At 34.4% G+C, this 13,808-nt stretch carries 10 protein-coding genes; all 10 read left to right on the forward strand.

The genetic code is table 11. The annotated features are described in order from the left end of the window. Positions 1 to 31: 31 nt before the first annotated feature. The 10 genes from P2W65_RS08600 to queG all read left to right on the forward strand — a co-directional run bounded on the left by P2W65_RS08600 (position 32) and on the right by queG (position 13,470). Positions 32 to 3,091 carry a TAT-variant-translocated molybdopterin oxidoreductase gene (locus P2W65_RS08600; RefSeq protein ID WP_289664906.1) on the forward strand — a complete coding sequence of 1,020 codons (3,060 nt, stop codon included), beginning with the start codon at positions 32 to 34 and terminating at the stop codon, positions 3,089 to 3,091. A 34-nt stretch (positions 3,092 to 3,125) separates the two neighbouring features. Next, positions 3,126 to 4,529 carry an NrfD/PsrC family molybdoenzyme membrane anchor subunit gene (nrfD, locus tag P2W65_RS08605; protein ID WP_109191792.1) on the forward strand — a complete coding sequence of 468 codons (1,404 nt, stop codon included), beginning with the start codon at positions 3,126 to 3,128 and terminating at the stop codon, positions 4,527 to 4,529. After that, entirely contained in the window at positions 4,522 to 5,046 is a 525-nt protein-coding gene (locus P2W65_RS08610) for a DUF3341 domain-containing protein (RefSeq protein WP_109191793.1), read from the forward strand. The genes nrfD and P2W65_RS08610 overlap by 8 nt, the downstream gene beginning before the upstream one ends. 8 nt (positions 5,047 to 5,054) lie before the next feature. Continuing rightward, on the forward strand, positions 5,055 to 5,600 hold the full coding sequence (locus tag P2W65_RS08615) for a c-type cytochrome (RefSeq protein ID WP_289664908.1): 546 nt from the start codon (positions 5,055 to 5,057) through the stop codon (positions 5,598 to 5,600). Between the two features lie 27 nt (positions 5,601 to 5,627). Next, positions 5,628 to 7,022 (forward strand): cation-translocating P-type ATPase, encoded by a 1,395-nt coding sequence (locus P2W65_RS08620; RefSeq protein WP_289664909.1) that lies wholly within the window; start codon positions 5,628 to 5,630, stop codon positions 7,020 to 7,022. Between the two features lie 19 nt (positions 7,023 to 7,041). Beyond that, the gene (locus P2W65_RS08625; protein WP_289664911.1) at positions 7,042 to 8,232 is read left to right on the forward strand and encodes a cytochrome c oxidase subunit II; all 1,191 of its coding nucleotides are present in this window, start codon (positions 7,042 to 7,044) and stop codon (positions 8,230 to 8,232) included. Positions 8,233 to 8,262: 30 nt separating this feature from the next. Beyond that, on the forward strand, positions 8,263 to 10,065 hold the full coding sequence (locus P2W65_RS08630) for a cytochrome c oxidase subunit I (RefSeq protein ID WP_219071615.1): 1,803 nt from the start codon (positions 8,263 to 8,265) through the stop codon (positions 10,063 to 10,065). A 108-nt stretch (positions 10,066 to 10,173) separates the two neighbouring features. Next, on the forward strand, positions 10,174 to 11,196 hold the full coding sequence (gene ruvB, locus P2W65_RS08635; protein ID WP_289664914.1) for a Holliday junction branch migration DNA helicase RuvB: 1,023 nt from the start codon (positions 10,174 to 10,176) through the stop codon (positions 11,194 to 11,196). 4 nt (positions 11,197 to 11,200) lie between these two features. Beyond that, positions 11,201 to 12,547, forward strand: coding sequence for a cytochrome P450 (locus P2W65_RS08640; RefSeq protein ID WP_289664916.1), 1,347 nt, complete (start codon positions 11,201 to 11,203; stop codon positions 12,545 to 12,547). After that, positions 12,544 to 13,470, forward strand: a complete 927-nt coding sequence (gene queG, locus P2W65_RS08645; protein ID WP_289664917.1) for a tRNA epoxyqueuosine(34) reductase QueG — start codon at positions 12,544 to 12,546, stop codon at positions 13,468 to 13,470. The genes P2W65_RS08640 and queG overlap by 4 nt, the downstream gene beginning before the upstream one ends. The last annotated feature ends 338 nt before the right edge of the window (positions 13,471 to 13,808 follow it).

Raw genomic sequence — 13,808 nt, forward strand, 5'->3', positions numbered from 1 at the left:
CGATTTATTAAGATTTTAATATATATATACAATGTCATCAAACAAAAAATACTGGAAAAGTGTTGAGGAGCTAGAAAACAGCTCTATTGTTGAGGCGCTTAGAAATAACGAGTTTGTTGAAGAAATTCCTACTGATGAGTTTTTAGGTAACGCTGAGGCTTTATCTACATCAGGAACTTCACGTCGTGACTTTTTAAAGTACGTAGGGTTTAGTACAGCAGCTGTTACTTTGGCTGCCTGCGAAGGTCCTGTTCACAAGTCTATCCCTTATGTATTACAACCAGAGCAAATCATTCCTGGTGTTGCAGATTATTATGCAACTACCGTTTTTGATGGTTTTGATTTTGCAAACCTTTTGGTTAAAACTCGTGAGGGTCGTCCAATTAAAATTGAAAACAATACAATTGCAGGAGCTAAATTTGCTGCAAACGCTAGAATTCATGCGTCTATCTTAGGATTGTATGATAGTGGTCGTTTGAAAGAGCCAAAAGTAGATGGTAAAAATACTTCTTGGTCTGCTGTTGATTTAAGAATCAAATCAAGTTTAGCTGATGCAAAAGCTAAAGGTGGTCAAGTTGTATTATTAACGAATACTTTAGCAAGTCCATCTACAGAGAAATTAATTGCTGAATTTATTGCTAAAAATCCAAACGCTAAGCACGTAGTGTATGATGCGGTTTCTTCATCTGAAGCTTTAGATGCTTTTGAGGCTGTATACGGACAAAGAGCTTTGGTTGATTACGACTTTTCAAAAGCCTCTTTAATTGTATCTGTTGGTGCTGATTTCTTAGGAGACTGGCAAGGTGGTGGATACGATTCTGGATATGCAAAAGGACGTATTCCTCAAAACGGAAAAATGTCTCGTCATTTCCAGTTTGAATCAAATATGACATTATCTGGAGCTGCTGCTGATAAGCGTGTTCCAATGACTACAGCTGCTCAAAAACAAGCTTTAGTTCAAATTTATAATATTATTGCAGGTGCTTCTGTTCCTGTGGCTTTAGAAGGAAATGCTAAAGCTGAAGTAGTAAAAGCTGCACAACAGCTTAAAGCTGCTGGATCAAAAGGAGTTTTAGTATCTGGAATTGAAGATAAAAATGCTCAATTATTAGTTTTAGCTATCAATCAAATATTGGCTAGTGAAGCTTTTAGTACTGCTGGAGCAAGACAAATTAGAAAAGGTTCTAATGCTGTTGTTGCACAGTTAATTAAAGATTTGAATGCTGGAAGTGTTCATACTTTAATTATGAGTGGTGTAAATCCAGTTTACACATTAGCTGATTCTGAAGCTTTTGTAGCTGGATTGAAAAAAGTTGAAACTTCTGTTGCTTTTTCATTGAAAGAAGATGAGACTGCATCAATTGTTAAAGTTGTTGCTCCGGCTCCTCACTACTTAGAGTCTTGGGGTGATGTTGAGATAACAAGTGGAACATATAGCTTGACACAGCCAACTATTCGCCCTATTTTCAACACGAAACAATTTCAAGATGTTTTATTATCAGTAAATGGTACTGCTGGTACTTTTTATGATTATTTAAAAGTAAATTCTGGAGCTTTTACTGCGGGATCTTCTTGGAATAAAGTATTGCATGATGGTGTAGCAGTTCTTGGATCTGTTGCTTTATCTGGAGGTGCTATTGATGCTACTTCTGCTGCAAATGCTGTTGCAAAATCTAAATCTGCTGGAGAGTACGAATTAGTATTGTACACTAAAACAGGTATGGGAGATGGACAACATGCAAACAACCCTTGGTTGCAAGAATTTCCAGATCCAATTACAAGAGTTTCTTGGGATAACTATGTTACAGTTTCAAATGCTGATGCAAAAAAAATCGGTTTATCAAATGAAATCGTTGCAAATGGTGGTTTAAATGGTAGTTATGCCACTATTACAACTGCTGATGGTGTTAAATTAGAAAATGTCCCAGTTATTGTTCAGCCAGGTCAAGCGGTTGGTACTATTGGTTTAGCTGTTGGTTATGGACGTAAAGCTTCCCTAAAAGAAGAAATGCAAGTAGGTTTAAATGCTTACGCTTTATATAAAGGATTTAATGGAGTTCAATCTGTTTCTATCGTTAAAGCTGGTGGAGAACATGAGTTTGCTTGTGTTCAAGGTCAGAAAACTTTAATGGGTAGAGGAGATATCATTAAAGAAACTACTTTAAAAATATTTAATACTGAAGATGCAGAACATTGGAATGAAAAACCAATGGTATCTTTAGATCACCAAGAAGTAGAAGCTTCTACAGTTGACCTTTGGGAATCATTTGATCGTACAACTGGTCATCACTTTAATCTTTCAATCGACTTAAATGCTTGTACTGGATGTGGTGCTTGTGTTATTGCATGTCATGCTGAGAACAACGTTCCAGTTGTAGGTAAAGCAGAAGTTAGAAGAAGCCGTGATATGCACTGGTTACGTATTGATAGATACTATTCTTCTGAAAGCACTTTCGAGGGTGATAATGAAAGAAAAGAAGGAATCGCTGGTTTATCTAGTTCATTATCTACATTTAATGAAATGGAAAACCCTGGAGAAAATCCACAAGTAGCATTCCAGCCAGTAATGTGTCAACACTGTAATCACGCTCCTTGTGAAACAGTTTGTCCTGTAGCTGCTACATCTCACGGTCGTCAAGGTCAAAACCACATGGCCTACAACAGATGTGTTGGTACTCGTTATTGTGCAAATAACTGTCCTTATAAAGTACGTCGTTTCAACTGGTTCTTGTACAACAAGAATAGTGAATTCGATTATCATATGAATGACGATTTAGGTCGTATGGTATTAAATCCAGACGTAAACGTTCGTTCTCGTGGTGTTATGGAAAAATGTTCTTTCTGTATCCAAAGTACTCAAGCTGTAATTCTTCAGGCAAAACGTGAAGGTAGAGTGGTAGCAAAAGATGAGTTCAACAATGCTTGTGCTTGTTCTGCAGCTTGTTCTTCTGGAGCTATGGTCTTTGGAGATGTAAATGATAAAGAAAGTGAAGTTGCAAAACTTGCTGAAAGCGAAAGAGCATATCACTTATTAGAGCATGTGGGTACAAAACCAAATGTTTTCTATCATGTAAAAGTTAGAAATACTTAGTAAAATTATTAATTAAGAAACAATATAAAGGATTATGTCGTCTCATTACGAAGCACCCATTAGAAAACCTTTAGTTATAGGTGATAAATCATATCACGATGTAACTGTAGATGTGGCAGCGCCTGTTGAAGGACCTGCAAATAAACAATGGTGGATTGTATTTACAATCGCATTAGTAGCCTTCCTTTGGGGGTTAGGTTGTATAATTTACACCGTATCTACCGGTATCGGAACATGGGGATTAAATAAAACAGTTGGTTGGGCTTGGGATATCACTAACTTCGTTTGGTGGGTAGGTATTGGTCACGCCGGAACATTAATTTCTGCGGTATTATTACTTTTCCGTCAACGTTGGAGAATGGCTATTAACCGTTCCGCGGAAGCAATGACTATCTTCTCAGTAGTTCAAGCAGGTCTATTTCCAATTATTCACATGGGACGTCCATGGTTAGCATACTGGGTATTACCTATTCCAAACCAGTTTGGATCTCTTTGGGTAAACTTTAACTCACCATTACTTTGGGACGTGTTCGCGATTTCAACTTATCTTTCAGTATCATTAGTTTTCTGGTGGACTGGTTTATTACCTGACTTTGCAATGCTTCGTGATAGAGCTATAACTCCATTTAACAAAAGAGTTTATTCTATCTTAAGTTTTGGATGGAGCGGTAGAGCAAAAGACTGGCAACGTTTTGAAGAAGTATCTTTAGTATTAGCTGGTTTAGCTACTCCTCTTGTACTTTCTGTACACACAATTGTATCTATGGACTTTGCTACTTCTGTAATCCCTGGATGGCACACAACAATTTTCCCTCCATACTTCGTTGCTGGGGCTGTTTTCTCTGGATTCGCGATGGTAAATACCTTGTTGATTGTTATGAGAAAAGTTTCTAATCTTGAGGCATACATCACATTACAGCATATCGAGTTAATGAACATCATTATCATGATTACAGGATCTATCGTTGGTGTAGCTTATATCACCGAGTTATTCGTAGCTTGGTATTCAGGAGTAGAATATGAGCAATATGCATTCTTAAACAGAGCTACTGGACCTTACTGGTGGGCATATTGGTCAATGATGACTTGTAACGTGTTCTCTCCTCAGTTCATGTGGTTTAAGAAATTAAGAACTAGTATCATGTTCTCATTCATCATTTCGATTGTAGTAAATATCGGAATGTGGTTCGAAAGATTTGTAATTATTGTTACTTCTTTACATAGAGATTATCTTCCATCTTCTTGGACAATGTTCTCACCAACATTTGTTGATATCGGAATTTTCATTGGAACAATTGGTTTCTTCTTTGTATTGTTTTTATTATACTCTAGAACATTCCCTGTAATTGCTCAGGCAGAGGTTAAAACAATTTTGAAAGGAACAGGAGATAATTATATTAGAGAAAGAGCAAACAGTAAAGATTCACATCATGAGTAATAAAGTTATATACGCCATTTATAATGACGATGACGTTTTGATGAGTGCAGTAAAGAAAACTAGAGCTGCTCATCATCATATTGAAGAGGTTTTTACTCCGTTCCCGGTTCACGGATTGGATAAAGCCATGGGATTAGCACCAACAAGATTAGCAATATGTGCTTTTTTATATGGATGTGTTGGTATTTCTGTTGCAACAACTATGATGAGCTACATCATGATTCATGACTGGCCACAAGATATTGGAGGTAAGCCAAGTTTTAGTTTTATTCAAAACATGCCTTCTTTCGTGCCAATTATGTTTGAGATGACTGTATTTTTTGCAGCTCACTTAATGGTAATCACATTCTATATGAGAAGTAGATTATGGCCTTTCAAAGAAGCTGAAAATCCAGATGTAAGAACAACTGATGATCACTTTTTAATGGAGGTTGCAGTAAATGATAACGAAGCAGAATTAGTATCTTTCTTTGAAGGAACTGGAGCTGTTGAAGTTAAAGTAATTGAAAAGAATTAATTGTAGCTATGAAAAAGATATATAAAATAACACTATTAGTTGGTTTAACTATTTTAGTTTCATCTTGCCACAATAATTCGGCACCAAACTATCAGTATTTCCCAAATATGTATGAGTCTGTAGCTTACGAGCCATATACAGAAGCTAAAGTATTTAAGGGAGGAAAAGAAGGACAGCTTCCTGTTGCAGGAACTATCAATAGAGGTTTTGAACCTTATGAATATGAAAATTCAACTGCTGGTTATGAATTAGCAAAAGCTAATTTGAAATCGCCTTTAACAGAAGAAGAAAAAAATTCTGGAAAAGGGAAAGAACTTTTCGAAATTTACTGTATCAGCTGCCATGGTGCAACTGGTAACGGTAAAGGTAAATTGGTTGAAAGAGAGAAATTTCTTGGAGTACCTAGCTATAAAGACAGAGAAATCACTGAAGGAAGTATCTTTCACGTTGAGACTTATGGTTTAAATGCAATGGGTTCACATGCAAATCAATTAAGTGCTCACGAACGTTGGTTAGTTGCTGACTATGTTCTGAAACTAAAAAGCCAATTATAATTGTTGAACAAACTGATCGTAATAGATATGTATACATTTTCAAGTAAATTAAAAACTTTTTCTATCATCTTAATGGCCGTTGGTTTATTAGGAATTGGGTATGGTTTTTTAAGTGCGCCAAAAGATATTCAAGAAGTTGAAAAAATACTAGCTGCAGATGAACATGGTTCTCATGGTGCTGCACATGAAGAGAAAGCGGAGGCATCTCACAAAGAAGCAGGTCATCATGAGACTGCTGAAGCATCACATGACACTCACAAAGCAGCAGGACATGCTGAAGTTTCTGGTGCAAATGAGCACGAAAAACATTTAAAGCATGTATTGCACCAATTGCAAAATAAGCCTTGGTCTGCAGTATATGTAGCTTGTATTTTCTTTTTGCTACTTTCAATGGGAGTTTTAGCTTTTTATGCTATTCAACAAGTTGCTCAAGCAGGTTGGTCTCCAGTATTATTTAGAGTAATGCAAGGTATCACAGCTTATTTACCAGCTGGTTCTGTAATTTTCTTTATTATTTTAGTGTTATGTGGATTACACTTTAATCATATCTTCGTATGGTTAGGAAAAGATGTGACTGTTCCAGGTAGTCCAAATTATGATGCTATCATTGCTGGAAAATCAGGATATTTAAATTTCCCTTTCTGGATTGTAAGAGCTTTTATCTTTTTATTAGGATGGAATATCTACCGTCATTTTTCTAGAAAGAACTGTTTAGCTCAAGATGAGGCTAATGATGATCTTTACTATAAAAAGAATTTCAAAGCTTCTGCTGGATTCTTAGTATTCTTTATCGTTTCTGAGTCTATCATGGCATGGGATTGGATTATGTCTTTTGATCCGCACTGGTTCAGTACTTTATTTGCTTGGTATGTATTCGCATCTTTCTTTGTAAGTGGTATTACAACTATAGCTTTAGTTACGATCTACTTAAAATCTAAAGGATATTTAGAGTATGTAAATAACAGCCATATTCACGATTTAGCTAAATTCATGTTTGGTATCAGTGTATTCTGGACTTATTTATGGTTCTCTCAGTTCATGTTGATCTGGTATGCTAACATCCCTGAAGAGGTAACTTATTTTGTAACAAGAATTCAATTATATAACCTTCCTTTCTTTGGAGCGGTTGTTATGAACTTTGTTTTCCCATTATTAATATTAATCAATACAGATTTCAAACGCCTTAACTGGGTTGTTGTAATGGCAGGTATTGTAATATTATTAGGTCATTATGTTGATTTCTTTAATATGATTATGCCGGGTACAGTTGGAGACAAATGGTTTATTGGAGTTCCTGAAATTGCATCGATTCTTTTCTTCTTAGGTTTATTTATATTTGTTGTATTTACTGCATTAACTAAATCTCCTTTGCTTGCTAAAAGAAATCCTTTCATTGAAGAAAGTAAACATTTTCATTATTAATATTTAAAGAAGTAAACAGATGACAAGTTTGTTGGTAATTATAGTTTTAGTTTTATTAGCAGTTGCATTATGGCAATTGACCAAGATATTTGATCTTACTCAGGTAGGAGCATCTTCGGACGATTCTCAGGTTGCATCAGATAATGACAATAACATTCAGGGATATATTATGTTTGGCTTTTTAGCTTTCATTTATATATTTACTATTTATGGTTTACTAAAATGGGGTAATTTGGCGCTTCATACTCCTGCTTCTGAGCACGGTGGTTTAGTAGATAATTTAATGAATATTACTTGGGTTTTGATCTTTACAGTTCAAGTTATTACTCAAGGTTTATTATACTGGTTTTCTTTTAAATACAAAGGAAATAAAGATAAAAAAGCGTTATTCTTTGCTGATAGTAATAAATTAGAAGCAATTTGGAGTATCATTCCATCTGTTGTTTTAGCATGTTTGATTCTTTACGGATTGTATGCTTGGAATAACATTATGTTCGTAGATAAAGACGAAGATGTAATTGAGATTGAATTATATGCTCAGCAGTTTAAATGGACGGCTAGATATGCAGGTCAAGATAATGTTTTAGGAAAAGCTAACGTACGTTTGATTGAAGGAGTAAATACATTAGGTGTTGATATGTCTGATAAAAATGCTCAAGATGATATTGTAGTTTCAGAATTACATATTCCTAAAGGTAAAAAAGTTCATTTTAAAATGCGTTCTCAGGATGTATTGCACTCAGCATACTTTCCTCACTTTAGAGCACAAATGAACTGTGTTCCAGGTATGGTTACTGAATTTGCTTTTGTTCCAACTTATACTACTGCTGAATACAGAGAGATGCCATTTATGGTTGAGAAAGTTGCAAACATCAACAAACTTAGAGCTGAAAAAAGTATTGAATTAGTTGCAAAAGGAGGAACAGCTTTAGATCCTTATACATTTGATTATTTATTATTATGTAATAAAATTTGTGGAGCTTCTCACTACAATATGCAAATGAAGGTTGTTGTAGATACTCCAGAAGACTATAAAAAATGGTTAAGTGAAAAAACTACTTTAGCACAGGATATCGCAGCTGCAAAAGCTGCTGAGAAACCAGCTGAAGGAGCTGCACCAACTACAGATTCTACTGCTAAAGTAATCGACACAGTTAAAGCTGTTGTTGATACTGTTAAAGCAGCTGTAGCTAAAGTTGCAATGAAATAATATTATTTAGAAAATTTAAAGTACACATATATGTCAGCAGAAGCGCACGATCACGATCACGGACACGATCACGAGCACGAACATCATCATAAAGACACGTTCATTACTAAATATATTTTTAGTATTGATCACAAAATGATTGCTAAACAATACTTGATTACTGGTATTGTTATGGGAGTAATTGGTATTGCAATGTCCTTGCTTTTTAGAATGCAATTGGCGTGGCCAGAAGAGTCTTTTAAGATATTTAATGTTTTATTAGGAGATAAATTTGCACCTGATGGTGTAATGGCAAATGATATTTATTTAGCTTTAGTTACAATTCACGGTACCATCATGGTATTCTTTGTACTGACGGCAGGTTTGAGTGGAACTTTTAGTAACTTACTTATTCCACTTCAGATTGGAGCGCGAGATATGGCTTCTGGATTCATGAATATGATTTCCTATTGGTTATTTTTCTTGTCTGCTGTTGTAATGTTATGTTCTTTATTTGTTGAAGCTGGTCCAGCTTCTGCAGGATGGACAATTTACCCTCCATTAAGTGCTTTACCACAAGCGATTCCTGGATCTGGAACTGGTATGACTTTATGGTTAGTATCTATGGCTATTTTCATCGCATCTTCTTTGATGGGATCTTTAAATTACATTGTTACTGTTCTTAACTTAAGAACTAAAGGGATGTCTATGACTAGACTTCCACTTACAATATGGACATTTTTCGTAACAGCTATTATTGGTGTTATTTCATTCCCAGTATTATTGTCTGCTGCTTTATTATTGATTTTCGATAGAAGTTTCGGTACTTCATTCTTCTTATCTGATATCTATATTGCAGGAGAGGTTTTACACTACCAAGGAGGTTCTCCAGTATTGTTTGAGCACTTATTCTGGTTCTTAGGTCACCCTGAGGTTTATATCGTAATCTTACCAGCAATGGGTCTTGTTTCTGAAATTATGGCTACGAACTCTCGTAAACCAATCTTCGGATATAGAGCAATGATTATGTCAGTTCTTGCAATTGCATTCTTATCAACTATTGTATGGGGTCACCACATGTTTATTTCAGGTATGAATCCTTTCTTAGGATCTGTATTTACTTTCACTACTTTATTGATTGCAATTCCTTCTGCTGTAAAAGCATTTAACTGGATTACAACTTTATGGAAAGGTAACTTACAGTTTAACCCTGCAATGTTATTCTCTATTGGAATGGTTTCTACTTTCATCACTGGAGGTTTAACTGGAATCATTTTAGGAGATAGTACCTTAGATATTAACGTTCACGATACTTACTTCGTAATTGCTCACTTTCACTTAGTAATGGGTATCTCTGCACTTTACGGAATGTTTGCTGGTATTTACCACTGGTTTCCTAAAATGTACGGAAGAATGTTAAATAAGAACTTAGGTTATATTCACTTCTGGATTACGGCGGTTTGTGCTTACGGAGTATTCTTCCCAATGCACTTTATTGGATTAGCTGGTTTACCAAGACGTTATTATACAAATACTAACTTCCCATTATTTGATGATTTACAAAATGTGAATGTTTTAATTACAACGTTCGCTCTTGTTGGTGGTGCATTCCAGTTAGTATTCTTATACAACTTCTTTAGCAGTATTTTCTATGGTAAAAAAGCTGTTCAAAACCCATGGAAATCTACAACTTTAGAATGGACTACTCCAGTTGAACATATCCACGGAAACTGGCCAGGAGAAATCCCTCACGTGTACCGTTGGCCGTATGACTATAGTAACCCAAATCATGATGTAGATTTTGTTCCTCAAAATGTACCAATGAAAGAAGGTGAAGAAGTTTTACACCACTAAAAATATTTTAAAAGACCGTCATCTCTGACGGTCTTTTTTATTTGGTTAAAGTTTAAAAGGATATTATTACTATTTTATAGAACTAATTACTTTCTATATCTTTGTAGGATGAATGAAAATCTTGATCCTACTACAAAAGGATATAACTCAGAAGAATTAGATCTTGAAAAAAGATTACGCCCGCTATCATTTGATGACTTTGCTGGACAAGATCAAGTTTTGGAAAATTTAAAAGTCTTTGTCGCTGCAGCTAATCAGCGAGGCGAAGCGCTTGACCATGCTCTTTTTCATGGGCCTCCTGGACTTGGTAAAACGACTTTGGCAAATATATTAGCTAATGAACTTCAAGTTGGAATTAAAATTACTTCTGGTCCTGTACTTGACAAGCCAGGAGATTTAGCTGGATTGTTGACGAATTTAGATGAAAGAGATGTTTTGTTTATTGATGAAATTCATAGATTAAGTCCTGTTGTTGAAGAATATTTATATTCGGCAATGGAGGATTTCAAAATCGATATTATGATTGAATCGGGGCCAAATGCACGAACAGTTCAGATTAATTTGAATCCGTTTACACTTATTGGTGCCACTACACGTTCGGGATTGTTAACTGCTCCGATGCGTGCCCGTTTTGGGATTTCATCTCGTTTGCAATATTATACTACGGAACTTTTGACAACAATTGTTGAAAGAAGTGCTTCTATCTTAAAAATGCCGATTGATCTTGAAGCGGCAATTGAAATTGCAGGCCGTAGCCGTGGAACTCCTCGTATTGCTAATGCCTTATTGCGAAGAGTACGTGATTTTGCTCAAATAAAAGGAAATGGCAGAATTGATCTTGAAATTTCTAGATATGCCTTAAAAGCATTAAATGTAGATGCTCATGGTCTTGACGAAATGGACAATAAGATTTTATTGACTATTATTAATAAGTTCAAAGGCGGTCCTGTTGGACTTTCTACTTTGGCAACGGCTGTATCTGAAAGCAGCGAAACTATTGAGGAAGTTTATGAACCATTTTTGATTCAAGAAGGATTTATTATGCGTACACCGCGAGGTCGTGAAGTGACAGAAAAAGCATATAAACATTTAGGAAAGGTAAATACAAACATACAAGGAGGTTTGTTTTAATTTTATGTCTGACAAGTTAAAATATACTTATCCCGAAAAATTATCTTTGTTAAGATTTTTTAGAGATGCTGAAGGAGTTCGTAGAAATCCTATTCCTTTTCATAAAAAATATTTTGAGAAATTTGGAGATTCCTTTTCTATTAGAACTGGTTTTTCAAAGTATATAATTTTGTCAAGAGATAATGAAATTGCACAGTATATTTTAGTTAAGAATCAGAAGAATTACCATAAATCTAAATTTCAGTCTGTCTATCTTTCTAAGTATTTAGGAAAAGGACTTTTAACTAGTGATGGCGATTTTTGGTTAAAACAAAGACGTTTGATTCAGCCAGCATTTCATAAACAAAAAATGAATCAGCTGGTTGCTAATATGAATACTGTTATAACTTCAGAAATAGATGATTTTGTTGAAGAAAAGCCAATAGATCTTTTTCCTGTAATGAGTAATCTGGCATTTAATGTTGTGGCGAAATCTTTATTTCAGCTTTCAACTGCTGAAGATAAATTTCAACGAATTAAGTTTATCATAGAGGAAGTTCAGAATTTCTTAATTAAGGAAATTAGGCTTCCACATAAAGCGTGGTGGTTTTCGCTGAGTGGACAAGTTAAAAAACATCTTAAGTTAGCCGAAGAAAATAACAATATTATTCAGGAAATCATTGAAGAAAGAAAAACTTCGGGAGAAGAAATAAATGATTTATTGAATATGCTTTTGGAAACTAGATATGAAGATACTGGTGAAAGTATGTCTGTCGAACAATTGATCGATGAGATTAAGGTTTTGTTTATTGCTGGACATGAAACAACTGCAAATGCTTTGACTTTTACGCTTCATCTTTTGGGAAAAAATCCAGAGATACAGCAAAAGATTTTCGATGAAATTACTGAGATCGAATCCAAGACAGATAATGTTATTGAACAGCTCCAAAAAATGATATATACCAATGCTGTTTTGAATGAATCGATGCGTTTATATCCACCAGCATGGATTACCGACAGACAGAATCTTGAAGATGATTCTTTAGTTCAGTTTAAAATTAAAAAAAATACATTGATTGGAGTTTCTTTTTACGAGCTGCATCGGAATCCAAAATATTGGGAGAACCCAGATGAATTTATTCCAGAACGATTTCTTGGAGATCAGAAGAAAGAATCAATGCAATATTTTTATCCTTTTGGTGCTGGCCCAAGAATGTGTATTGGAACTGGTTTTGCCATTTATGAAATGTGCCTGACGATATCTCAAATTGTAAAAAAATATGTCATTAAATCTAATAATGATGTAGTTCAATTTAATCCGCTTATTACACTAAAACCTGTTAATGTAGAAGTTTCATTTTTTAAAAGATGAGTATTAATTCAAAAGAAACATATTCAAAATTTATAAAAGAAGAAGCAAAAAGACTAGGTTTTATTTCTTGCGGAATTTCTAAAGCAGGTTTTTTGGAACAAGAAGCACCTCGGTTAGAGAAATGGTTAAAGAACAATCATAATGGTCAGATGGCTTATATGGAAAACCATTTTGATAAACGTTTAGACCCTACATTATTAGTCGATGATGCAAAAAGTGTAGTTTCTCTTTTACTTAATTATTTCCCATCTGAGTCTCAGAATAATGAAAGTTATAAAATATCGAAATATGCTTATGGACAGGATTATCATTTCGTTATTAAAGAAAAATTAAAAGAATTTTTACATTCCATTCAGGAAAATATAGGTGACGTTTCTGGTCGTGCATTTGTTGATTCGGCACCAGTTTTAGATAAAGCTTGGGCTGCAAAAAGTGGTTTAGGCTGGATCGGAAAAAACAGTAATTTATTAACTCAGAAAGTAGGTTCTTTTTACTTCATAGCAGAACTTATTTTAGATTTAGATTTAGAGTATGATCATGCTGTAACAGATCATTGTGGTTCCTGTACTGCTTGCATAGATGCTTGTCCTACACAGGCGATAGTGGCGCCTTATATTGTTGATGGGAGTAAATGTATTTCTTATTATACTATTGAGTTAAAGGAAAATCTTCCTTATGAAATGAAGGGAAAATTTGATGAGTGGATGTTTGGTTGCGATACCTGTCAAGATGTTTGTCCTTGGAATCGATTCTCTAAACCTCACTCTGAACCTTTATTTAACCCCAATCCTGATTTACTTTCTTTTACCAAAAAAGACTGGACGGAAATAACAGAAGAAACCTTTAAAATGGTTTTCAAAAACTCACCTATCAAGAGAACGAAATTTGATGGTCTAAAACGTAATATTAAGTTTTTAGAGTAAATATGTTAAGTTTTTTTTTTATTCTTTTAAGTTCTTGTTATTTAGGTTTTTATGTTTTTTAAGTGAGTAAAAACTTATTTTTTAATCTTACAAAATATTGTTTTTTTGTGAATTTTTTCTGTAAGAATATGATTTATTCATATTTCTTTAAGAAAATATGACTTATTCATTATCAAATGTTTATGTTTTTTAGCTTCTAAATGACGTGAACATTTGTTAAATTTTGTTATTCGACGACTTTCCATGCATTTTATCGACTAATATCGTCCTGATTTTAGTCTTTGATATACTTTCGTACCTCCAAAACTACTAATTTAATCTTGAGACGATTGCTAAAT

It is taken from the genome of Flavobacterium panacagri, from assembly GCF_030378165.1.
GTDB classification, from domain to species: Bacteria; Bacteroidota; Bacteroidia; order Flavobacteriales; family Flavobacteriaceae; genus Flavobacterium; species Flavobacterium panacagri.